The organism is Streptomyces sp. G5(2025) (assembly GCF_049542075.1).
GTDB lineage: Bacteria > Actinomycetota > Actinomycetes > Streptomycetales > Streptomycetaceae > Streptomyces.
In genome coordinates, this window is sequence record NZ_JBMUZT010000006.1 from 5,627,164 (window position 1) to 5,649,913 (window position 22,750).

20 protein-coding genes and 1 pseudogene are annotated in these 22,750 nt (G+C 70.9%); 15 read left to right on the top strand and 6 right to left on the bottom strand.

All coding sequences use genetic code 11. The annotated features are described in order from the left end of the window. Positions 1–163: 163 nt before the first annotated feature. The 3 genes from ACOBQB_RS36415 to ACOBQB_RS36425 all read left to right on the top strand — a co-directional run bounded on the left by ACOBQB_RS36415 (position 164) and on the right by ACOBQB_RS36425 (position 2,775). Positions 164–940 carry a polysaccharide deacetylase family protein gene (locus ACOBQB_RS36415; protein WP_423598103.1) on the top strand — a complete coding sequence of 259 codons (777 nt, stop codon included), beginning with the start codon at positions 164–166 and terminating at the stop codon, positions 938–940. Continuing rightward, the gene (locus ACOBQB_RS36420) at positions 940–2,127 is read left to right on the top strand and encodes a YncE family protein (RefSeq protein WP_423598105.1); all 1,188 of its coding nucleotides are present in this window, start codon (positions 940–942) and stop codon (positions 2,125–2,127) included. The genes ACOBQB_RS36415 and ACOBQB_RS36420 overlap by 1 nt, the downstream gene beginning before the upstream one ends. A 96-nt stretch (positions 2,128–2,223) precedes the next feature. Continuing rightward, a complete protein-coding gene (locus ACOBQB_RS36425; protein ID WP_423598107.1) occupies positions 2,224–2,775 on the top strand; it encodes a glycoside hydrolase family 25 protein in 552 nt (183 codons plus the stop codon). 54 nt (positions 2,776–2,829) lie between these two features. Here ACOBQB_RS36425 and ACOBQB_RS36430 read toward each other — a convergent pair. The 3 genes and pseudogenes from ACOBQB_RS36430 to ACOBQB_RS36440 all read right to left on the bottom strand — a co-directional run. Continuing rightward, a pseudogene (locus ACOBQB_RS36430) lies at positions 2,830–3,498 on the bottom strand (NADPH-dependent F420 reductase); the annotation flags it as partial. A gap of 101 nt (positions 3,499–3,599) precedes the next feature. After that, positions 3,600–4,067 (bottom strand): ABA4-like family protein, encoded by a 468-nt coding sequence (locus ACOBQB_RS36435; protein WP_423598109.1) that lies wholly within the window; start codon positions 4,065–4,067, stop codon positions 3,600–3,602. Next, the gene (locus ACOBQB_RS36440) at positions 4,064–5,002 is read right to left on the bottom strand and encodes a hypothetical protein (protein WP_423598111.1); all 939 of its coding nucleotides are present in this window, start codon (positions 5,000–5,002) and stop codon (positions 4,064–4,066) included. The genes ACOBQB_RS36435 and ACOBQB_RS36440 overlap by 4 nt, the downstream gene beginning before the upstream one ends. 224 nt (positions 5,003–5,226) lie before the next feature. Between ACOBQB_RS36440 and ACOBQB_RS36445 the strand changes: the two genes are divergently transcribed. Further along, positions 5,227–5,943 carry a MerR family transcriptional regulator gene (locus ACOBQB_RS36445; RefSeq protein ID WP_423598113.1) on the top strand — a complete coding sequence of 239 codons (717 nt, stop codon included), beginning with the start codon at positions 5,227–5,229 and terminating at the stop codon, positions 5,941–5,943. 31 nt (positions 5,944–5,974) lie between these two features. Here the strand turns inward: ACOBQB_RS36445 and ACOBQB_RS36450 are convergent, their stop codons facing one another. Both ACOBQB_RS36450 and ACOBQB_RS36455 read right to left on the bottom strand, forming a co-directional pair. Continuing rightward, positions 5,975–6,667 (bottom strand): FadR/GntR family transcriptional regulator, encoded by a 693-nt coding sequence (locus tag ACOBQB_RS36450; protein WP_423598115.1) that lies wholly within the window; start codon positions 6,665–6,667, stop codon positions 5,975–5,977. Positions 6,668–6,951: 284 nt separating this feature from the next. Beyond that, a complete protein-coding gene (locus ACOBQB_RS36455) occupies positions 6,952–7,449 on the bottom strand; it encodes a MarR family winged helix-turn-helix transcriptional regulator (protein WP_423598117.1) in 498 nt (165 codons plus the stop codon). 222 nt (positions 7,450–7,671) lie between these two features. Here ACOBQB_RS36455 and ACOBQB_RS36460 point away from each other — a divergent pair, with 222 nt between their 5' ends. The 4 genes from ACOBQB_RS36460 to ACOBQB_RS36475 all read left to right on the top strand — a co-directional run bounded on the left by ACOBQB_RS36460 (position 7,672) and on the right by ACOBQB_RS36475 (position 11,967). Continuing rightward, positions 7,672–9,288 carry an MFS transporter gene (locus ACOBQB_RS36460; RefSeq protein ID WP_423598119.1) on the top strand — a complete coding sequence of 539 codons (1,617 nt, stop codon included), beginning with the start codon at positions 7,672–7,674 and terminating at the stop codon, positions 9,286–9,288. A gap of 56 nt (positions 9,289–9,344) precedes the next feature. Continuing rightward, complete coding sequence (locus ACOBQB_RS36465; protein WP_423598121.1) at positions 9,345–10,361, top strand: beta-ketoacyl-ACP synthase III; 1,017 nt, start codon at positions 9,345–9,347, stop codon at positions 10,359–10,361. Positions 10,362–10,480: 119 nt separating this feature from the next. Continuing rightward, positions 10,481–10,717: an acyl carrier protein gene (locus ACOBQB_RS36470; RefSeq protein ID WP_423598123.1), complete on the top strand. Its 237-nt coding sequence runs from the start codon at positions 10,481–10,483 to the stop codon at positions 10,715–10,717. After that, positions 10,717–11,967 (top strand): beta-ketoacyl-[acyl-carrier-protein] synthase family protein, encoded by a 1,251-nt coding sequence (locus ACOBQB_RS36475; RefSeq protein WP_423598125.1) that lies wholly within the window; start codon positions 10,717–10,719, stop codon positions 11,965–11,967. Before ACOBQB_RS36470 ends, ACOBQB_RS36475 begins: the two co-directional genes overlap by 1 nt. Here the strand turns inward: ACOBQB_RS36475 and ACOBQB_RS36480 are convergent. After that, on the bottom strand, positions 11,954–12,178 hold the full coding sequence (locus ACOBQB_RS36480; RefSeq protein WP_423598127.1) for a hypothetical protein: 225 nt from the start codon (positions 12,176–12,178) through the stop codon (positions 11,954–11,956). The genes ACOBQB_RS36475 and ACOBQB_RS36480 overlap by 14 nt on opposite strands. 72 nt (positions 12,179–12,250) lie before the next feature. Here ACOBQB_RS36480 and ACOBQB_RS36485 point away from each other — a divergent pair, with 72 nt between their 5' ends. From ACOBQB_RS36485 to purU, 7 genes are all read left to right on the top strand, one after another. After that, the gene (locus ACOBQB_RS36485; protein ID WP_423598129.1) at positions 12,251–12,685 is read left to right on the top strand and encodes a GtrA family protein; all 435 of its coding nucleotides are present in this window, start codon (positions 12,251–12,253) and stop codon (positions 12,683–12,685) included. A 513-nt stretch (positions 12,686–13,198) separates the two neighbouring features. Next, positions 13,199–15,070, top strand: a complete 1,872-nt coding sequence (locus tag ACOBQB_RS36490) for an acyl-CoA dehydrogenase (protein ID WP_423598131.1) — start codon at positions 13,199–13,201, stop codon at positions 15,068–15,070. Between the two features lie 36 nt (positions 15,071–15,106). After that, positions 15,107–15,397, top strand: a complete 291-nt coding sequence (locus ACOBQB_RS36495) for an acyl carrier protein (RefSeq protein WP_423598133.1) — start codon at positions 15,107–15,109, stop codon at positions 15,395–15,397. After that, positions 15,397–19,416, top strand: coding sequence for a non-ribosomal peptide synthetase (locus ACOBQB_RS36500; protein WP_423598135.1), 4,020 nt, complete (start codon positions 15,397–15,399; stop codon positions 19,414–19,416). The genes ACOBQB_RS36495 and ACOBQB_RS36500 overlap by 1 nt, the downstream gene beginning before the upstream one ends. Continuing rightward, positions 19,403–19,855 carry an SRPBCC family protein gene (locus ACOBQB_RS36505; RefSeq protein ID WP_423598137.1) on the top strand — a complete coding sequence of 151 codons (453 nt, stop codon included), beginning with the start codon at positions 19,403–19,405 and terminating at the stop codon, positions 19,853–19,855. Before ACOBQB_RS36500 ends, ACOBQB_RS36505 begins: the two co-directional genes overlap by 14 nt. 133 nt (positions 19,856–19,988) lie before the next feature. After that, positions 19,989–21,299 (top strand): beta-ketoacyl-[acyl-carrier-protein] synthase family protein, encoded by a 1,311-nt coding sequence (locus ACOBQB_RS36510; RefSeq protein WP_423598139.1) that lies wholly within the window; start codon positions 19,989–19,991, stop codon positions 21,297–21,299. A gap of 416 nt (positions 21,300–21,715) precedes the next feature. After that, positions 21,716–22,582: a formyltetrahydrofolate deformylase gene (gene purU, locus ACOBQB_RS36515; protein ID WP_423598141.1), complete on the top strand. Its 867-nt coding sequence runs from the start codon at positions 21,716–21,718 to the stop codon at positions 22,580–22,582. Positions 22,583–22,750 lie beyond the last annotated feature (168 nt).

Consider the following 22,750-nt stretch of genomic DNA (forward strand, 5'->3'; position numbering starts at 1 on the left):
GTGAGATGGGACACCTGCCTGGTAAACGCTGGTTAAGCGCTCCCTGTGGCTGTCGATACGCAAGGGGTCGGTAAGTGGAGGCCGTCCCTCCGGTCTTCGACCCGCAAGGCGACAAATGCGAGCAATCGGCATCTTTGCCCCCCCTTCCCTATTAAATGGTCGCGTGATCGAGACCGACCGCCGCAGAGCCCTGCGCGCGGGCGCCGCCCTTGCCGCCGCGAGCGTGCTCACCGCCGGGTGCGCGGCGACCGGCGGCGCCCCCGCCCGCGCCCGCCCGCCCACGTCCGGAATCCCCCGCCCGGCCCCGGCGGCCGCCCCCGCCCCTCACCGCTTCCCCGGCCGGCCCGTCCAGATCACCCACGGCACCCGCACCCGGCCCGACGTCGCGCTCACCTTCCACGGCCAGGGCGACCCCGCCACCGCCAAGGCTCTGCTCGCCCAGGCGGAGAAAGCGGGCGCCCGCGTCACCGTCCTCGCCGTGGGCACCTGGCTCGACGAACACCCCGGCCTCGCCCGCCGCATCCTCGACGGCGGCCACGACCTCGGCAACCACACCCTGCGCCACCTCGACATCAACACCATGTCCGAGACCGACGCCTACGCCGAGATCACCGGCTGCGCGGACCGCCTGCGCCGTCTCACCGGCTCCATCGGCACCTGGTTCCGCCCCTCGCGCACCCGGACGGCGACCCCCCTCGTCGAACGCCTCGCCCGCCGCGCCGGCTACCCGCACGTCCTCTCGTACGACGTCGACTCCCTCGACCACACCTCGCCGGGCGCCCCGGCCATCACCCGCAAGATCGCCGCCGAGGTCCGCGCGGGATCCGTGGTGAGCCTCCACTTCGGGTACGCGGACACGGTCGCCGCGCTCCCCGACGTCCTGCAAGAACTGGAACGCCGCGGACTGCACGCGGTGACGACCACGGAGCTGCTGACCTGATGCCCCCCACGAAACTCGACCTGACCACGCGCACCGCCGCTCTGCTCGCCGCGGGCGCGGTGCTCGCCGCCCTCGCCGGCTGCGGCGCCGACAAGCGGACCGACGAAGCCCTCGGTACGCAGGGCGCCCGCGAGCCCGCCAAGCCCAAGGTGGCCCCCGGCCTGCCCGGCATGCCGCCGGTCCTCGACCCCAAGGACGCGTACGCCGCCGACCGGCCGAACGCCCTGGCGCCCGTGGCGGAGAAGTTCCTGCCGCGCGTCTACGTCCCCAACACCGAGTCCGACACCATCTCCGTCATCGACCCCAAGAAGTTCAAGGTCGTCAAGACCATCAAGGTCGGCGACCAGCCGCAGCACGTCGTCCCCTCCTGGGACATGAAGACCCTGTGGGTCAACAACGACCTCGGCGACAGCCTCACCGCCATCGACCCGGTGACCGGCAAGACCGGCCGCACCGTCGAGGTCTCCGACCCGTACAACCTCTACTTCACGCCGAACGGCAAGTACGCCGTCGTCATGGCCTCCATGGACCGCGAACTCGTCTTCCGCGACCCCAAGACCATGAACCGCGTCAAGACCGTCCCCGTCAGCTGCGCCGGCGTCAACCACGCCGACTTCTCCATGGACGGCCGCTACTTCATCGTCTCCTGCGAGTTCTCCGGCGAACTCCTCAAGGTAGACACGGAACAGATGCGTATCGTCGACCAGCAGAAGCTCCCCCTCAAGGGCGCCATGCCGCAGGACGTGAAGATGTCCCCCGACGGCAAGAAGTTCTACATCGCCGACATGATGGCCCACGGCATGTGGGTCCTCGACGGCAAGAAGTTCACGAAGCCGAAGCTGCTGCGCACCGGCAAGGGCTGCCACGGCCTGTACGTCAGCCGCGACTCCAAGGAGATGTACGTCTCCAACCGCGGCGAGGGCAGCATCTCCGTCTTCGACTTCCCGAAGAACAAGATCACCAAGAAGTGGAAGCTCCCGCAGGGCGGCAGCCCCGACATGGGCGGCGTCTCGGCGGACGGCAAGACCCTCTGGCTGTCGGGCCGTTACGACTCCGAGGTGTACGCCATCGACACCCGCACCGGCGTCCAGCTGGCCCGCATCCCCGTGGGCAGCGGTCCGCACGGTCTGGCCGTGTACCCGCAGCCCGGCCGCTACTCACTGGGACACACCGGCATCTTCCGTTGACAGTTTGACGGTTGACGGTTGATCAATGTCACCGCCGGGCACAAAAGGGGCAGTTCACAACCCCCCCGCCGTACCGCCCCGCCCGGAGGTCTCCCCATGCTGCGCGGCATCGATGTCAGCTCCCACCAGTCGACCTTCAATACCGAGGGCCTCTCCTTCGTCATCATCAAGGCGACGGAGGGACGTTCGTACGTCAACCCGAAACTGACCGCCCAGACGAAGCTGGCCCGTGACGGCGGCTGTGTCGTCGGCTACTACCACTTCCTGTGGCCGGGGAACATCGCGGACCAGGCCAAGTACTTCGTGAGCAAGGCCCCCGAGAAAGCGGGGGACTTGCTCGCGGTGGACTGGGAGTGGACGGGGGACCACACGCGTGCGACCAACGGCGAGAAGGACCGCTTCATCCGCGAGGTGAAGCGGCTGCGGCCGAACCACAGGGTCCTGTTGTACGCGAATCGCGATTTCTGGCTGAACCGGGACACCACGTCCTACGCGGGCGACGGCCTGTGGATCGCCGACTACGTGAGCGCGGGCAAGCCCCGCATCAAGGCGAAGTGGAAGTTCCACCAGTACACGTCGACGCCTCTGGACAAGAACGTCGCCCGCTTCGAGAGCGAGGACGCGCTGCGGGAGTGGGCGTCGCCCTAGCCCGCTGCTCCGGGGGAGCGGGAAGCGGGGGGCGGGGGCAGGGGGAGCGCGGTGTCAGGCGCGCCAGTCGGCCCCGCGCTCCGGGGAGGCCGCTTCGAGGGCCTTGCGGATCTCCTCGACGCCACCCCTGTTGCCGTACACGGGAGTTCCGGGCTGCTGACGCCAGGACTCGTCCTGGCCGCCGTTGTCGACGGTGTCGAAGCCGAGCTCGTCGACAAGCTCGCGTACGACCTTCTTGGCGGCCTCGTCGTCACCGGACACCGGCAGGGCGACGCGGTCCGGGGCGCCCTTGGGGCGCGGCTTGTCGAGGATGTCGTCGGCGTATGTGCCGTTGAACGCCTTGATGACGGGGTGGCCGATCTGCCGTTCCGTCCAGCGGCTCTCCGTCAGGCCCTCCTCGATCTCGGCGATCCTGCCGTCGCGCTGCTGGGGGTAGTAGTTGCCGGTGTCGATGACGGCGACGTTCTCCGCCGCGCCGTCGAGGAAGCCCGCCGGGAGTTCGGGCACGGCCTTGAGCGGGACCGTCACGACGACGACCTGCGCGCCGCGCGCCGCCTCCTCGACGGGGGCGGGCGTCGCGCCGGTCTCCTCGGCGAGGGCGGTCAAGGTGTGCGGGCCGCGCGAGTTGGCGACGGAGACGTCGTGGCCGAGGGCGGTGAGGCGGCGGGTGAGGTTGCCGCCGATGTTGCCCGCGCCGATGATGCCGATCTTCATGCCTGCCCCTTGGGTGAATCGCGGTCGTGGTGAAGCACTGTCGTAACGGAGGTAACCTCCGGATCCGGCCGCCTATTCCGGCCCGCCCGCCGCCGTTCGGAAGGGCCCGTTCAGGAGGGGCCCGTTCGGGAGGGTGCGGGTACGGCGCCGGAAACCGCTCGCCGCCGGGTGAGTGCCGTACGCAGCGCGAGGAACACCAGCAGGCCGAACGGTGAGAGCAGGATCGTCAGGACGAGCAGCGGCCCGGTCACCGCCGGGTGCACGCCGAGCCGGCGCGACTCCCGGTACATCCACTGGCCGAGCAGCAGATCCCAGGCGATGACCTGCGCCCAGATCGCCCCGGCCCCGTTGGCCCGCGCCGTCAGTGCGCGGAAGCCGTCGATGTCGGGGCCGCTGACCGCGGACCACAGTTCGGGCATGACCGGGAGCGCCATCGCGAGGTGGACGACGAGGATCGGGACGACGGTCAGGGGTGACGCGGCCAGCCGGTCGGTCGGGCGCCGGCCGGGCGCGAAGATCATGAGGAGCCAGACCGGGGCGGCCAGCCAGAACGACAGCTCGAAGAGGAATCCGGTCATGACACGAGCTCCGCGTCCTGCGGGGGAGACTGCTTCGGGAAGTCCCGTGGTGGAGCGGCGGCTTCGGGGCCGGGCGGCCGGGCCGGGGCCCGCAGCGCCGCGTACGTCGCCGCGGCTGTGGCGCAGGCGAGCAGGCCCGCCGCCGTCAGGGTCGCGCCGTCCGGGTGGATCAGCGGCTGACCGCGCAACGCCTGCCAGGTGACCAGGGCGAAGAGTGCCGCGTACGCCCCCGAGGCCAGCAGGACGAGCCGCAGCCGCACCCGCGCGTCGGCGAGGCGGGCGACGCGTGGCGCGAGCGCGGTCAGTGCCATGACGAGCAGCGGGAGAAGTTGCAGCGCGTGCATGCCGACGAAGTGCGGGACGCGCAGGTCGCCGCCGGTCGTCGACCAGCCGGTCAGCGGCATCGAGGGGCCGCCGTCCGCGACGCCCACGCTGTGCGCGCCGACCACGGGGGACTCGCCGCGCCGCTGGCCGGCCGTGGGCTGTGTCATCAGGAAGCCGACGGCGGCTCCGGCCAGCGCGATGGCGATGCCGCAGCGCAACGCCCAGGCAGAGGCCCGGTCGGCGATCCGGGCGCGCAGGAGGAGGACCGCGAGGGCGAGCGTGCCGAGCCAGAGGATGACGACGGCGATGGCCATCACGTTGAACAGCGTCTCGTCGAAGGGGGTCTGGTGGTTGAAGTGGCTGCGTTCCCCGCGTATCACCTGGCCGGTGATGATCACCATCTCGACGACGCTCGTCGCCACGACCACCGTGCCCGCCCACCATCCCGCGCGTCGCCCGCGGTCGAGCAGCGACAGCAGCCAGGCGAGCGAGAGTCCGTACGCGATGAACGAGAGCGAGAACTTGAACGGCTTGGCCCAGATCCGGGCACCCGTGAGGACCCGGTCGTCGACCACGAGCCCCACCGCGGACACGAGGGCCAGGGCGCCCATGGATGCCGAGAACAGTACGAGTGGCTGGTGCCATGAACGCCATAAGGGTGTGCGGATGGGTGTGCGGATGGGCATGGGTTCCCCTTGGTCTCAGGCCTGTGGCCGGTCTGCGGTCGGTCCGCGAGAATAGATAGTGGCGCTATCCGCTATCTGATAGCGCCACTATCTATGATGGGTCCGGGGGTTGGCAAGGGGGATCTGATGAACTGGAGCGGGAGCGGGCCGTGCGTATTGGTGAGTTGAGCCGCAGGACCGGCGTTCCGGTGCCGACGATCAAGTACTACGTCCGTGAAGGCCTGCTGCCGCCGGGCGAACTGTCCAGCCCCAACCAGGCGCACTACGACGACACGCACGAGCGCAGGTTGCGGCTGATCCGCGCGTTGTTGGAGGTGGGCGGGCTGAAGGTGGCCGCCGTCGCGGAGGTACTCGGCGCCGTCGAGGACCCGGGCCGCCCCCTGCACAAGGTCCTCGGCGCGGCGGCGGACCGGCTCGGCGGCGGGGGCGTCATCCCCGGTGACGACGCCGAGGCGGACGCCGCGAACGCCGCGGTCGAGGCGCTGATCGCGCGGCGCGGTTGGCGGACACACGAGTCGAACCCCGCCGCGGGGGACCTGTCACGGGCGCTGGCGGCCCTGGCCTGGCTGGGCCACGGGGCGTACGCGGAACTGCTCGACGAGTACGCCGACGCCGCCGAACTCGTCGCCCGCGCCGACCTCGGCTACGTGGACCGGCGGGTGGCGGTCGAGGACCGCGTGGAGAGCGTGGTGATCGGCACGGTCCTCGGCGAGGCGGTGTTCAACGCGATGCGCAGACTCGCACATGTGGACGCCTCGGTGCGGCTTTATGGGGGCGGGGCGGGCGGGGCGGAGGCGGGTTCGGAGGAGGGTTCGGAGGAGGGTTCGGAGGGTGAGAGGGCGGACGGCGAAGGAGCCGGGCGGTGAGTGAGGGGGCGTACGAGGGGCGGCGGACCCCTCAGTTCTGACCGAGCAACAGCCCTAGCGTCGCCTGGAGTTCGGCCTGTGCCACCCGCGCCGCTCCTTCGGCGTCCCTCGACTCCACGGCACGCACCAGTTCGGTGTGCGAGGCCTCGCCGTGGCTCGCCTCCTCGCGGCGTACGTCGATGAGTTCGAGGAGGCCGATCAGGCCTTGCCGCAGCGCGGGCATGAACTCCGCGAACAGGTCGGTCAGCACGGGATTGCGCGCCGCTGCCACGACTGCCGCGTGCAGGGCGATGTCGGCGTCGACGAACGCCGCGTCGCCTTCGGCCGCCGCCGCCCTGCGCGCGTCGAGCGCGGCCCGCATCGCCGTGATGTCCTCGTCGGTGCGCCGCATCGCCGCCAGCCGGGCAGCCTGCACCTCCACCAGCATCCGCACCTCGTACACGTCGGTGACCGCCGCCCGCCGCAGCCGGGCCGGCCAGTCCGCGACGGGTTCCGTGGCGACGACGAAGACGCCGGCGCCCTGCCGGGCGCGCACGAGCCCGGCACCGGTGAGCGCGCGCAGGGCCTCGCGGAGGGTGGAACGGCCCACGCCCAGTTCCTTGGCGAGCGTCGTCTCGCCGGGGAGCTTGGTGCCGACGGGCCACTGGCCGCCCGTGATCTGCTTGCGCAGGCTGGCGGCGGCCTGCTCGACGAGCGGGCTGGGACGTACGGAGTCGAGCGGCATCGGGCGGGGGCCTTTCGGGCGGACGGGGGCGGAGCGGAACGTGTCTGGAAGTTACTCGTCAGACAAGCTACTCGTCCGGGAGTTGCTTGTCTGACGGCTGCTTGTCTGACGGCTGCCTGTCTGACGGTTGCTTGTCTCACGGCTGCCTGTCTGACGGTTGCTTGTCTGACGGCTACTTGGCGGGCGCGGCGCCAGGTCACGGTGTGTCCGGCTGGGAAGGACTTCCGTGGCCCGGCGCCGCGCCCGCAGGCGCAGCTGCCCGAATCCGCTTCCCGAGGCTGCCCTCAAGAGCAGACGGACGCGGGCCAGCGGCCTGCCATCACCTTGCTGAGCATGTCCCGGAACATCCCGAGCTCGTGGTGTGTCAGCGGGGCGAAGAAGGCCGACTCGACCTCCGAGGCCACCTTGTTCGCCTCGGCCAGCGCCTCACGGCCGGCGTCCGTGAGGTGCAGTTTGTAGCGTCGCCGGTCGGCCGGGTTGCGTTTGCGTTCGACGTGCCCGTTGCGTTCCATCTCGTCGATCACCGACACCACCGTGGTCGGGTCGAGATTGAGCAGTCTGCTCAGATCCTGCTGGGACAGCTCGGGGCCACTGGCCAGCGAGGCCAGGACGAGGAAGTAGCGGGTGCGCATGCTGACCGCACCGGTCAGCGCGCTCTCCGCGTCCTCGTCCAGCAGCATCGCCGCCTTGTGGAGCAAGTACCCAGGACTCTCGGCAACGAGGAAGTCCTCCCGGGGCGATTGCCGTGCTGTGCCCTGCTCGGCGTCGCAGTTGCGAGTCACAAGCCCTCTCCTCCAATCATCGGTTGTTTCTAGCATCGAAGGTACCAACGTTCCGTTGGGATGTGCCATGAGCGGGGGGCGTGCCTCCGTTTTTCGGCCACGGCTGTTCGCCGGAGTCCCCGTGCCGCAGATCAATGTCTGCGACGCAATGAACCTTGACCATTGTTCTCTGGATCGTCTAAATTTCGATGGTCTTGAACACCGACGGTTGAGGAGCCCTGCATGACCACGGAACACACGCCATCCCCCATGAGGTGGTGGACTCTTGGGATCGTCTCGCTGGGGACGTTCATGCTGATGCTCGATCTGAGCGTGGTGGCCATCGCACTCCCGCAGATCCACGACGATCTGCAGGGCAGCTTCGCCGACCTGCAGTGGGTGTTCGACGCTTACGCCCTGACGCTCGCGATCTTCCTGGTGGCGGCGGGCTCACTGGCCGACCGGCACGGCCGCAAGAAGCTCTTCCAGATCGGCTTCGCCATCTTCATCGCCGCCTCGCTGGCCTGTGGCCTGGCCGGTGACGCCACGGCACTGAGCGTCTTCCGCGCGGTCCAGGGCGTCGGCGCGGCGGTCATGTTCGCGGTGGGCCCGGCCATGCTCGGCCACGAGTTCCACGGCAAGGAGCGGGCGACGGCCTTCACCGCCTTCGGTGCCGCTGTCGGTCTGGCCGTCGCGGCCGGCCCGCTCATCGGCGGTGCGCTGACCGAGTCGCTCTCCTGGCGCTGGATCTTCTACATCAACGTCCCGGTCGGCATCATCGCCATGGTCATCGGCGTGCTGCGCGTCCGCGAGTCGTTCAACCGGAAGGCTCCCGCCACCGACTGGGCGGGCCTGTTCACCTTCAGCGTCTCGCTCGGCACCCTGGTCTTCGCCGTCATCCGGGCGCCTGAAGAGGGCTGGACCAGCGGCTTCACGATCAGCCTCTTCGCCATCAGCGCGGTCTTCCTGGCGCTGTTCGTGACCATCGAGCGGCGATTGGGCGAGCGCGCCATGATCGACCTCGCGTTCTTCCGCAACCCCACGTTCGTCGGCATCTCCCTCGTCGCCATGGTGGGCAACGCGGCGGCACTGCCGTCGATCTTCTTCGAGACCAGCTACCTCGAAAACATCCTGCACTTCGACGCCTGGGACACGGGCCTGCGCTTCCTGCCGCTGACCGGAGCGATGTTCGTGGCCGGCGCGATCGCCGGAAACATGATCGGCAAGGCGCCCTTCCGGTTGCTGCTCGGCGGTTCCACGGCCGTCATGTCCATCGGCCTGGTGCTCCTCTACCTGGCCGAGGCCGACTCGAAGTGGACGGTGCTCCTCCCGAGCATGCTCATCACCGGCTTCGGCATGGGCGCCTTCAACCCGGCCCGGGCCGCGCTCGCCATCGGCGTCGCGGAACCGGAGAAGTCCGGTGTCGCCTCCGGCATCAACGAGACCTTCCAGCAGATCGGTATCGCGGTCGGCATCGCGGGCGTCGGAGCCTTCTTCCAGCACCGGGTGGCCGACGACTTCGCCGCCTCCGAGGCAGGCAAGGCCATGGGCGCCGAAGCCGCGGAGGAGGCCTCCCACGGCATCAGCGCCGGGGCCATCGACACCGTGGCCAAGGGCGCGGGCGAGCTGGGCGACCAGGTGACGGCCGCCGGGCGCGAATCGTTCGTGGGCGCCTTCCAGGACGCCATGGTCCTCTGCGCGGGCCTCGGGTTCACCGCAGCCCTCATCGGCTTCCTCATGCTGCGTACGAAGGACCTGCACCCCAGCGCGGTGTCGTCGACCATCCCGCCGGACGTCGACGAGGACGGCGCCGTCCGTCCGGACGCCGCGAAGGACGACGTAGTGGGTGCGTCCGTCTGACCCGCCAGGCGGAACGAGATCGCAACCATCCACGCGAGGAGTGGGGAACCGAACGGATGACGGCGACCGCGCACTCACCCGCGCCCGTCCTGTGCGGTCTGGGCACCTGGCTGCCACCGCACGTGGTCACGAACGAAGACCTCAGCCGGGAACTGGACACCTCGGACGAGTGGATCCGCAGCCGCACCGGCATCGGACGGCGCCATGTGGTCCAGCCGGGCGAGGCGACCTCGGACCTGGCCGTGGAGGCGGGGCGGCGGGCGCTGAAGTCCGCCGGTCTGGACACCGTCGACATGGTGATCGTGGCCACCACCACGCCCGACCGGCAGTGCCCCGCCACCGCCCCGCTCGTCGCGTCGCGGCTCGGCCTGGGCACGGTCCCGGCGTTCGACGTCGGCGCCGTCTGCACCGGTTTCCTCTACGCGCTGGCCACGGCGGCCGGTTTCCTGGCGGCGGGCACGGCCCGCACGGTCCTGGTGGTCGGGGCCGACACCTACTCGACCATCCTCGACCCCGCGGACCGCTCGGCCCGCGCCATCTTCGGTGACGGCGCCGGGGCGGTCGTCGTGCGCGCCGGACGGGCGGACGAGCCGGGCGCGTTCGGCCCCGTGGAACTCGCCAGCGACGGCAGCGGCTGCGATCTGATCATGGTGCCCTCGGGTGGCTCCCGTGACCCGTTCCGCGCGGCGACGGCCCAGCAGGCCGACCCCTTCTTCCGGATGCAGGGCAAGAAGGTCTTCCGTAGCGCCGTGGAGCGGATGGCGCAGTCCTCTCTGACCGTGGCCGAGCGGTTCGGGTGGAGCGTCGACGACATCGATCTGCTCGTCGCCCACCAGGCCAACATCCGCATCATGCACGGGGTCGCCGACAGCGTCGGGCTGCCGCGGTCGCGCTGCCACGTCCACCTGGACAGGGTCGGCAACACGGCGGCCGCCTCTATTCCGCTGGCCCTCGCCGACGCCGTGGAGTCAGGTCGTCTGACCCCTGGGGCCCGCGTCCTGACCACGGCCTTCGGTGGCGGCCTCACCTGGGGCGCCGCCGCCCTGCGCTGGCCGGACATCAGCCCGGCCTGAGCCCGCTCGGACCGAGAGGACCCCGTATTCCCGTATTTCCGATCCGGGTCAGCCCATACTTTTTCTATTTTTCTCCGATTCTTTCCGATTCTTTCCGACCGAGATCATGGAGTCATGTGATGAACGATGTGTACGAGCGTTTCGTGGGCCTGCTGAGCGGCTTCGGCATAGAGACCGACGAGGTGCGTCACGACAGCACCTTCAGCGAGCTCGAATTCGACTCGCTGGCCCTGGTCGAGATCTCCCTCGCCCTGCAGAACGAGTTCGGCGTGGCCGTCGACGACGACGAACTGCGGGCCGAGGACACCATGGACCAGGCCGTCAAGGTGATCGAGGCGAAGCTGGTGAGTGCCTGATGCCCGCCGTCGGGCCCGCGCGTACGGGCTCGTTCGACGCAGCCGTCACCGGCATCGGCATGGTGACGGCGGGAGGCGTGGGCACGACGGCGACCTGGGACCGGGTGTGTGAGGCCGCGGGCACCGCGGCACGGGAGGTCCCCGGCCTCGCGGGGATGCCCGTCGGCTTCGCCTGTGTCGTGCCGGACTTCGACGCCGCCACGCTGATCGGCCGGCGCAAGGCGTGGCGGCTGGACCGCAGCAACCAGCTGGCGATCGCCGCCGCGGCGGAGGCCGTGGCGGACGCCGGACTCGTTCCCTCCGCCTGGGACGGCGCCCGCGTCGGCGTGGTGCTCGGCTGCGGCCTCGGCGGCGCGGGGAGCTGGGAGAAGCAGTACGACGTCCTGCGGGAGGCGGGCCCGCGGCAGGTCTCACCCACACTCATCCCCATGCTGGTGCCCAACATGTCGGCCGGCTACGTGGCCATGGAGATCGGCGCCCGCGGGCCCAACATGGTCACCGCGACGGCCTGCGCCTCTGGGACCACGGCCGTGGGCATGGCGCGGGAACTGCTGCGCAGCGGCGCGTGCGACGTGGTGCTCACCGGGGGCACGGAGTCGTGCGTGGTCCCCTCGATCTCCACCGGCTTCAGCCAGATGGGCGCGCTGTCCGAACGCCACGAGGACATCGCGAGGTCGTCCCGGCCCTTCGACGCGCGGCGCGACGGTTTCGTGCTCGCCGAGGGGGCCGCGGTGCTCGTCCTGGAGCGTCAGGCGGACGCGGAGGCCCGTGGCGCCCGGGTCCGGGCGAGGGTCAGCGGCTACGGCGCCTCGGCCGACGCGTACAACGCGACCGCGCCGGACCCGGAGGGCGCGGGCGCCGAACTGGCGCTGCGCGCGGCTCTCGCGGACGCCGCGCTGAGCCCCGGCGACATCGACCACGTCAACGCGCACGGCACCTCCACCCCGCTGAACGACACGATGGAGGCCCGGCTCATCCGCCGGGTCCTCGGCGACCGGCCGTCCGTGACCTCGGTGAAGGGTGTGCTGGGCCATTCGCTGGGCGCGGCCGGGGCCATCGAGGCAGCGGTCACGGTGCTCAGCATGGAGCACTCGTTCGTGCCGCCGACCGCCAATCTGGAGAGCCAGGACGTCGAGGCCGACATCGATGTGGTGGCCAAGGCGGGGCGCGAAGGCGAGGTCCGGGCCGCGGTCAGCAACTCCTTCGGATTCGGCGGGCAGAACGCCGTACTGCTGTTCACCGCGGCATGAGGTCCGCCGGGAACGGCGGGGCGGGCCCGAGCCGACCGCCCTGGGCCGCGGTGGCGACGGCCTCGGCGCAATCCCCCGACACGCCGTCACCGTCACCGTCGTCGGCGCCGTCACCGTCACCGCCGTTGGTGTCATCGTCGGCGTCGGCGTACCCGCACGTCATGCGGGACGCGGCGGTGCGGCGGGCGCTGCGCAGGACCCTCGTACACACGGTCGCGCTCAGTTGTGCCGGCACACCGGTCGACGAAGGGGACGCGGAGCCCCCCGGAGTTGGTTTTCCGCCATGATCAGGACCCGCCGTCATGCGGTCGCCTTCGGCCGCTTCACCCGCTACGCCGGGCTCGGCGGGGGAGTCACGGTGGCCGCCTCGGCCGTGCTCGTGCCCCTCTCGCAGTGGCTTCCGTGGATCGTGGCCAACGCGCTGGTCACGGTCGCCTCCACGGTGGTGACCACCGAACTCCACGCCCGGGTCACCTTTCGGTACGGCCCGCCGGACCTCGCCCGGCATCTGCGGAGCGCGGCCACCGTCGCCGTCGGCTGGCTGGTCACCTCGGGCGCCGTCGCCGCTCTGTACGCGCTGCGCCCCGACGCGGGGCCGCTGCACCAGCAAGTGGTCTACCTCTGCGCCGCCGGCCTCGTCGGTGTCGGGCGGTACGCGGCGCTGAGGCTGACGGTTTTCGTCGAGCACCGCACGGTGAGCGGTGCGTCGGCACTGTGAACCCCGGAGGGCGGAACCCACCGCCACTCCCTCCCTCCCTTACTCCCCGTCGTCCGCCGCCCGCCCTCCTGCTTACTCCCTGTTCTCTTGTTGGCGATTGAGCCGAGAACAGGGAGTACGTTTTTGTGCATTCCCCTAGCGCGGGGGCCCGGAGTTAGTAATTCCGGAAATGGCGGGAAGTCATCTTGTGGAAAGTCCTGGCTTCGGTAACGCGAGTGGCGTAAACTCGCCCTTGTGAGTGCGAGGACCGATGCCCTCTCAATGTGGTGAGGGTCATTCAGGTCGCGCCGGTCGATGCCGCCTTGGACGCGTGCTCCGACTTTCCGGGGGTTGCGAATTGCTGGTCGTAAAAGCGGCCGGCTCGCAGTAAGAAGAGAGTGTCTGCGCTTTTTCGCGCCTCCTCAGGAATTTCCACCTCACTCCGATCCATTTCGCTGATGATTTGGTCGGTATGTCACCGGATGACTCACTGGGTGAGCCCTGCTCTTTTCTTGTGTGAAATTGGAGTGGTACATGACGGAGTCGACGGTCGTAAGACCCGCCGAGAGTGCTGTGCCCGACGAGGCCGCACGGCGTCCCGCCGGCGCTCGGGCCCTGGCGGAGGGCCTGGAGCGGTGGCTGGGGGATCCGGAGCTCGAAAGCAACTCCGCGTCCTTTGTCCGGGCTCTGGAGTCCGATGAACGCGAAGAGCTGCCGGATGTCGGCATCGACCGGCTGCGTGCCTTTGGATTCCATCGGTATTTCGTTCCCGAGCGCCTGGGCGGCGCGCTGCGTACGGCTGAGGACATCCTCATGCTCAGCCGGGTGATCGCGCGCAGGGACATGAACCTCGCGGTGAGCGAGACCACGCAGATCTGGATGATGCTCGCCTGGCTCGGCGGTGACACCGAACAACAGACGAGGCACGCGGCGGCAGCGCTCCGCGGAGAAGTCGTGCCCTGCCTTGCCTACTCCGAGCCGGCGCACGGAGCCGACCTGGCCGCCAATGAATTCCTGGCCACACCGGACGCCGGACAGTACGTCCTGTCCGGCGAGAAATGGCCCATCAACCGCGGACAGACGTCCACGCACGTCGTGCTGCTCGGCACCACCGGGGACGAGCGCACCCCGGCCAAGCGCCGGCAGTCCCTGTTCCTGCTGGAGAAGGCGCACGTCACAGCCGGCACGGTGGCCGGAGTGCCCCGCGTTCCCACGTACGGCCTGCGAGGCTGCGACATCAGCGGCGTCGCCTTCGACGGGGCCCGGGTGGACGCCTCGGCCCGGCTGGGCGCCGAGGGCGAAGGGCTCGAACTGGCCCTGCGCGGCCTGCTCATCACCCGGACCTTCTGCACCGGCCTCTCGCTCGGCGCGGGCGACACCATGCTGCGCACGGCGAGCGGATTCCTCTCCCGGCGCATGCTGTACGACGGCCCGGCGAGCGAGATCCCCTACGTCTCCGAATCCCTGGCCAACGCCTACCTGAGCATGTTGGTCGCGGAATGCGAGAGCCTCGTGGCGATGCGCGGACTGCACCTGTACGCCGAGGAGTTCAGCGTCTGGGGCAACCTCACCAAGGTGCAGGTGACCCGCCTGATCGACGCCAACAGCAAGGTGCTCGCCCGCACGCTCGGCGCCCGCTACTACATGCGCGCTCCCGAACACGAGGGCATCTTCCAGAAGATGCTCCGTGACAGCGCCGTCGTCTCCGTCTTCGACGGCAGCGAGCCGGTGTGCCTGGACAGCATCGCCCTTCAGCTGCCCGCCATGGCCAAGGCCCACGGCCGGGAGCGCGACGAGGACTGGCGGGCCCTGTACGACCTGCGGGCCGAACTGCCGGCCTTCGACCCGGCCCGTGGCAGCGTCTTCGGCCGCGGCAGGGACGCCGTCCTCGCCGGCCTCCCCGCGCTGATCGGCCGCCTCGCCGAGCTCTCCCCCTCGGACGGCTGCGACGAGGAACGGCTCGCCGCCCTGCGCACCCGGGCCGAGGGACTGCGCCAAGAGCTGGACGCGGTGTTCGCACGCGTCGATGAGGCGCGGCGGTGGACGGCGGCGCCGGCCGGGCAGCCGACGGCGTCCGCCAAGACCACCGCGCCCCCGCTGATCAGGCTGGCCGAGGAGCTCTGCTCCCTGCACGCCAAGGTCGCCGCGCTCGGCATCTGGCTGTTCAACCGCGACCACCTCGGCGTGTTCTTCGCCGACGGCGCCTGGCTCCAGGCAGCCCTGGACCGCGAGGAAGTCCACCAGTACCAGGTCGGCGACCTCGCACCGGCGACGGCGCTCGCGCTCCTCACCCGGATGAACTCCCAGCGCGCCGACAACGCCTTCTTCTCCATCATGACGGTCCGTCAGGCCCAGCCGGGCGCCCGCGAGGCGAGCCCGGGCCACGCATCCGCCGACGCCCTCTGAACAGACTTCTCACCCATCGGAAGGTCTCACCCCGTAATGAGCGACAGCGACATGACGATCGACGACATCCGGAACATCCTCGTGAAGGCGCTGGCCGCCGAGGCGGGGATCTCCCCCGCCGACATGGCGACCGACCAGCCCTTCACCGCGTACGGCCTCGACTCCATGGCGGCGCTCTCGATCAGCATGGAGATCGAGGACACCTGCGGGATCTCCGGCCTGCCCGCCAGCCTGCTGTGGGACCACCCGACGGTGGACTCCCTGGCCGAGGCGCTCTCGGCGCTGCTGAACCCCCGGCTCGTCCCCGCGACCGCGGGCGCCGAGTGATGACGGCGCAGACGACCACAGGCGCCGAGGGCTCGGCCGCCCCGACGCCGTTCGTCAACGCGCAGCAGGCCGGCCTCTGGTTCATCCACGAGACGGACCCCGGATGCTCCGCCTACCACGTCGTGTTCGCCGCCGAGGCGACCGCCGACGCGGAGCTGGGCGGCGAGGTCACCGCGATCCTCGACGACCTCATGCGCGAGTACGACGCGCTGCGCGTCGGCTTCCGCCCCGGCGAGGACGGGCCCCAGCAGTGGGTCCAGGACACCGTGCCGCTCGACCTGCGGCACGTCGACGCGCGGGACCTGTCCGCCCAGGCCCTGCGTGACCTGATCCGGACGGACAGCCGCGCGCCGTTCGACCTGGCCCGGCCGCCGCTGTGGCGCGTACACCTCTACCGCACCGCGGAGCGCACCTGGACGTTCACGGTCGTGGCGCACCACATCGCGTGCGACTTCTGGTCGCTCGGGCTCCTGCTCTCCGAGGTGCGCAACCGACTGGAGGGCACACCGAGCCGGTTCACGCTCGACGGCACCGCCTTCGCCTCGTACGCCGAGCGGCAGCACGCCTTCCTGACGACCGACACGGCCGCGGCGCTGCTCGGCGCCGAAGCCGAGCGGCTGGCGGACGCGCCGTCCGGCCTGGACCTGTTCGGCGACCACCCGCGGCCCCCGGCCCCGACGTACGACGGCGGCTCGGCGCCCTTCGCGCTCTCCGCCGCAGGGACGGAAGCGGTGCGGGCCCTGGCCCGCGCGTCGTCGTCGACCCCGTACATGGTGCTGGTCTCCGCCTACTTCGTGCTTTTGAGCAGGCTCAGCGGCCAGACGGACATCCTCGTCGGCACACCGACGTCCGGCCGCCTCAGGCGCGAGGTCCGCGACGCCCTCGGCAACTTCGTCAACACCGTGGTCGTCCGCGGCGAGGTCGACGAGCGGGCGACGTACCGCGAACTGCTCGCGGCCACCCGCGAGCGCGTGCTCGGCGCCATGCAGGCCCAGGAACTGCCCTTCCCCTGGCTGGTGCGCGAACTGGCGCCGCCGCGCGAGCCGAGCCGGACCCCGCTGTACCAGGCGGGCTTCGCCTGGGACCGGCTCCCGTTCCTGGGAGACATGGACAACTTCTTCCTCCTGGAACCCGACGCGGGCAGCGAGCTGACCGTCGCGGGCGCCACCCTGCGCCCGTACCCCGTGCCCCAGCAGGAGGGCCAGACCGATCTGTGGATCGAGATGGGCGCCGAGCGGACCGGGGCGTACGCGGGTGTCCTGCGGTACAACACCGACATCTTCGACGCGGGCACGGCCCGGGAACTGGCCGCCGCGTACGTCAGCACCGTGGAGACCCTGGTCGGCGCCCCGGACGAGCCGCTGGGCGGCCTCATCCGCGGTGACGAGCGGCAGCTGGCGCGGCTCACCGCCTGGGGCACGGGACCGGAGCGCGAACTGCCCGCGGCGAGGCTCCCCGAGCTCGTCCGCGAACAGGCCCGGCGCACGCCCGACGCGATCGCCGTCGTCGCCGAGGGGGAGGAGTGGAGTTACGCCGGACTCCAGTCGGCGGTCGGGGAGGTCGCCGAGTCCCTGCGGGCGGCAGGCGTCACCCCGGGCGACCGCGTCGCGGTGCTGGCCGAGCGCGGCGCGCCCCTCGTGGCGGCGCTCCTCGGCGTCCTCGCGGCCGACGCCGCCTATGTGCCGCTGGACCCCCACCTCCCCGTCGAGCGGCTGACCTACATGGCCGACGACTCCCGGGCGCGGCTGCTGCTGAGCCAGGAGAGCCTGCGGGAGAGCTGGCTGCTCGGCCTTCCCGTACTGCGCCTGGACGACCTGCCGGCCGGCGTCCACGGCACCGCCGCGTCGCGGGCGCTCGCGGCCGACGGCGACGACACCCGGGCACCCGCCCCGCCGGACCTGGCGTACATCCTCTACACATCCGGCTCCACCGGGCGGCCGAAGGGGGTGGCGATCCCTCATCGCGCCCTGGTGAACCTGCTGTTCGCGATGGGTGAGGAGACCGGATTCACCGCCTCGGACAGCCTCCTCGCCGTGACCACGATCTCCTTCGACATCGCCGGTCTCGAACTGTTCCTGCCCCTGGTGACCGGCGGCCGTGTCATCGTCTGCGACAGCGAGACGGCTGCCGACGGAGGCCGCCTGGCCGCCCGGATCGAGGACTGCGGCGCGACGTGGATGCAGGCGACCCCCACCTCGTGGCGCATGCTGCGCGACGCCGGCTGGAGCGGCGGCCCGGGGCTGAACGTCCTGTGCGGCGGCGAGGAACTGCCCCTGGACCTCGCCGAGTTCCTGGCCGGCCGGGTGGCGAGCCTGCGCAACGTCTACGGGCCGACCGAGACCACCATCTGGTCCACCGCGGGCCCGGTGGACCCCGCCTCCGGCGTCGACATCGGCGTACCCCTCGCCCACACGCAGTTGTACGTGCTCGACCCGCAGGGCCGCCGCGTCGAGCCGGGCTTCCCCGGCGAGCTGTGGATCGGTGGCGACGGGCTGGCCGACGGGTACTGGGACCGGCCGGAACTGACGGCCGAACGGTTCGTCACGGGGCTGCCCGCCGCTCCCCGGCAGCGGCTGTACCGCACCGGGGACCGGGCCCGGTGGACGAGCGACGGCCGGCTGCTGCACCACGGCCGCCTGGACAACCAGGTGAAGGTCCGCGGTTACCGCATCGAACTCGCCGAGGTCGAGGCCGTTCTCCAAGCGGTGGCGGGGGTGTCGGCGGCTGTCGTCGTCGTCCGCGACGACCGCCTGGTCGGCTACCTCGTCGCGGAGCCCGGCGCCGAACTGACGGCGGCACAGGTCAAGAAGGCGGCAGCCGTGTCGCTTCCCTCGTACATGGTGCCCGGCATCGTCGTCACGCTGGACGAACTGCCGCTGACGGCCAACAAGAAGATCGACCGCAACCGGCTGCCCGCGCCCACCGCGACCTCGGACGCGGCGTTCGAGAAGCCGCGCGACGCCACCGAGATCACGCTGGCCCGCATGTGGACGGAGATCCTCGGCATCCCCGAGGCCGGCATCCACGACAACTTCTTCGACGTGGGCGGCCATTCCCTGCTCGCCGTCCGGCTCAGCGCGGCCATCCGCGAGGAGTGGGACGTGGAGATCCCGATCTCCGTGATGCTGCGGCAGGGCACCATCGCCGAGCTGGCCACCCTCGTACGCCAAGGAGGCCAGGAGAGCTCGCGCGTCCCGGTCGTCATGCTGCGGGAGGGAGAGGCGGGCCGGCGGCCGCTGTTCCTGTTCCACCCCTTCGGCGGCACGGTCTTCTGCTACGTCGAACTGACCCGCCACCTGCCGCTGGGCAGGCCGGTCGTGGCGGTCGAGGCCCCCGGCATCGAGAACGAGGGCGAGGCCGAGGTCAGCGTCGAGGCCATGGCCACGCGCTACATCGCATACCTCCGGGAGATCCAGCCGACGGGCCCCTACCTGCTGGGCGGCTGGTGCTTCGGCGGTGTGATCGCCTACGAGGTCGCCGGGCAGCTGCGCGCGGCGGGTGAGGAGATCGAGCTCATCGCCGCCATCGACAGCCGCGCCCCCATCGAGGTGAACATCCCCGAGGCGCCCGACGACTCGACGATGCTCTCCTGGTTCGCCCGCGACCTCGCCGTGCCGTACGGGAAGACCCTCGACATCCCGGCGGAGCTCCTGCGCGGACTCGGCGGCGACGCGGCCTTCGACCACATCCTCAAGGAGGCCGCCGCCATCGGCGTCCTGGCCGAGGACGCGGACCGCGCGCAGATCCTGCGCTACTTCGAGGCCTACCTCGCCAACGGCATCGCCCTGCAGACCTACCTCCCCGAGCCGAACGACCTCGACCTGCTGCTGCTGCGCGCCGCGGACGAGACGGCCGACTACGGACCGAAGCTCGGCTGGGAAGCCCTCATCAAGGGGTCGCTGCACGTCATCGACGTCGTCGGGGACCACAACTCCGTGATGTATCCGCCGCACGCCGCCCTCGCCGCCCAGGCGATCGCACCCCACATGGAAGCAGGCACCGACGATGATCAGAGCTGAGTACGCCTTCGACCTCCCCGTACCGCCGCAGGAGGCGTTCGCGCTCCTCTCGGACCCGGCCAGGGACCCCGAATGGCAGGGGGCCTGTGTGGACGCGCGGCTGCTCAACGGGGAACCGCGACCGGGCTGCCGCTACGAGATCACGTTCCAGCTGATCGGCAAGCGGATGACCTTCACCGTCGAGATCGACGAGTTCGAGCCGGGCCACCGCTCGAAGTTCCACACGCTGGACGGCCCGTTCGGCTACGTGGGCACCTACGTCTACACCGAACACCCGGACGGCACCACGGGCGTGCACTGGACCTTCGACGTGAACCCCGGCGACTACTTCGGCATCATGCCGAAGCCGCTGGTGCGCAAGGTGCTCGTCAACCAGGTCAAGAAGGACTCCGGGAAGCTGGCCGACCGGCTCGCGCAGGCGGCGCGTCCCCAGGCCTGAGCGGTCCGACCGCGCACCCGTCCCTCACCCGCCCAGGTCGCCGCGGGCCGCACGGCCCGCGGCGACCTGGGCCACCCATTCGGACCACATCACAACGCTGGAACAGGAGAAGTCATGCGGGGAAGCTCATCAGATGGAAGGCGTGCCGGAACACGCCCGGCCGGGGGCCGGTGCCGAGGAGGAACGGGACCGGATCAAGGTCGTCGTCACCGGCCTCGGCGAGACGACCGCGCTCGGCGGCGACGTCCCCAGCACCTGGGAGGCGATGCTGCGCGGTGAGAACGGCATCCGTCTGCTGGACGACGCACCGTGGGCCAAGGACATGCCGCCCCAGATGGGCGGACGCGTCCGGGTCGAACCGGGGCCGGGCCTCAACCCCCTCCAACGCGTACGCCTGAGCCGTACCGCACAGTTCGCCGTGACGGCGGCGTCGCAGGCGTGGTGCGACGCGGGCCTCGACTCGGACACGGTGTCCCCGCACCGGATCGCCGTGGTCGTCTCGGCCGCGGTGGCCGACATGACCGCGCTCATCGACGGCTGGGAGACGCTGCGGACGCGCGGCTGGAACCGCGTACCGCCGCTGACCGCGCCTCTGTCCATGGGCAACGCCTCCGCGGCGGCCGTCAGCGTGGTCGTGAACGCGCGGGCCGGCGCGTACGCCACGGTGAACGCCTGTTCCTCCGGGACCCAGGCGCTGGCGACGGCGGTCGACCTGATCCGCCGCTCGGCCGCCGACGTCGTGGTGGCGGGCGGCGCCGAGGCCCCCCTGCACCCCATGGTCCTCGGGTCGTTCGCGTCGATGCGGGCCCTGTCGCAGCGCGTCGACGACCCGGCCGCCGCCTGCCGCCCGTACGACGTACAACGCGACGGCATGGTGCTCGGCGAGGGGGCGGGCCTGCTCGTCCTGGAGTCGGAGCGGCACGCGCGGGCACGGGGCGCCCGGATCTACGCGGAGATCGCCGGAGTGGGCGTCTCCTCGGACGCCCACCACATGGTGCAGCCGGAGCCGAACGGAGCGGGCACCGCCAGGGCGATCCGGGCCTCGCTCGCCGACGCCCGCCTGTCGCCCGCGGACGTCGCCTGCCTCAACGCCAACGGCGTGGCGACCTCGGCCGGTGACGCGGGCGAGGCACGCGGGATGCGGGAGGTCTTCGGTGACGCCTCACACGGGCCCGCGGTCTCGGCGAACAAGTCGATGACCGGTCACACCCTCGGCGCGGCCGGCGCGATCGAGTCGATCACCACGGTGCTCTCCCTCTACCACGGCCTGGTGCCTCCGACCCGCAACTTCACGTGCCTGGACGGGGACCTGTCGATCGACGTCGTGCACGGCGCGCCGCGCAAGCTCGGTGACGAGCAGACCGTCGCGGTGAAGAACTCGGCCGGGTTCGGGGGCCACAACGTCGCCCTGACGTTCCGCGCGCCCACCCGCCGCGCGGCCTGAGCCCCGCCACGGGCCGCCCGGACCCCGCCGGGCGAGCCCCTCGGCCACCGTGGATCTCCCCTGTTCGGAGCACGCCGCCGACGTCCTGATCGCGGCCCGCACCAACGAGCGGGCGGCGGGCAGGACGTACAACCTGCGCGACCCGGAGCCGACCACGTGGCGGGAGCACATCGAGGCGCGGGCCGACGGGATCGGCGCCGAACCGCCCTCGCTCGGCCTCCCCGACCCGGGTGGCGTGGCTGAACTCGCCCGAAGGCCGCGGTCACCTGCGCGGCGCCTGAGGTCCACGTGGCGGGGCCCGCGGGCCCCGCCACGCCATCGCCCGGGCGGGCGGACGGACGGGCGCCCGTCCGCCCGGGCCGCAGTCCCCTGGCCAGCCCTCCGCTCCAGCCGCCCCCATCCCGAAAGAGGAACCGATGCCCGAGGCGCCGCTTCGCAGTGAGTACGTGCTGACCCTGTCCTGCCCCAACCGCGTCGGCATCGTCCACGCGGTGTCGGGCTTCCTCCTGGCGGCCGACTGCGACATCGTCGACAGCCAGCAGTTCGGGACCGCCGAGGAGGGCCTGTTCTTCCTGCGCGTGCACTTCACCGACGGCGCCCACCGCGGACTCGCCCGGCTCCGTGAGGAGTTCCAGCCCCTCGCCGCGGTCTACTCCATGGACTGGCACATCCACGACGTGGCCCGGCGCATGCGGACGCTGGTCATGGTGAGCCAGTACGGCCACTGCCTCAACGACTTGCTCTTCCGGGCCGACGCGGGGGCATTGCCCATTGACATCACGGGGGTGGTGTCGAACCACGAACACTTCCGCGCCATGACCGAGTCATACGGCATTCCCTTCCACCACATCCCGGTCTCCCGGGACACGAAGAGCGAGGCGGAAGGGCGACTCATGGAGATCGTCGCCGAGTCGGACGTCGAACTGGTGGTCCTCGCCCGGTACATGCAGATCCTCTCCGAGGACGTCTGCAAGCGACTGGAGTCCCGCGTGATCAACATCCATCACTCGTTCCTGCCGAGCTTCAAGGGGGCCAGGCCCTACCATCAGGCCCACGAGCGCGGAGTGAAGATCATCGGAGCCACCGCCCACTACGTCACGGCGGAGCTCGACGAAGGCCCCATCATCGAGCAGGACGTCATCCGCGTCGACCATCGCGCCGTACCCGAGAAGCTCGCCGCCCTCGGACGGGACGTGGAGGGCCAGGTCCTGGCCCGCGCGGTGAAGTGGCATGCGGAGCACCGGGTTCTGTGCCATGGGAGGCGGACGGTTGTCTTCTCTTGACGGCTCCTCGGGGGGCGTGGTCTGAGGAGTGGTTGTCTGAGGAGTGGTTTGTCTGAGGAGTGGTTGTCTGAGGAGTGGTCGCCCGAAGAGTACTTGTCTGAAGAGTACGTGTCTGAGGACCTGAGGTGTCGCTACTGTAGCGCCATGATCTTCCGCGGTCTCCTCCTT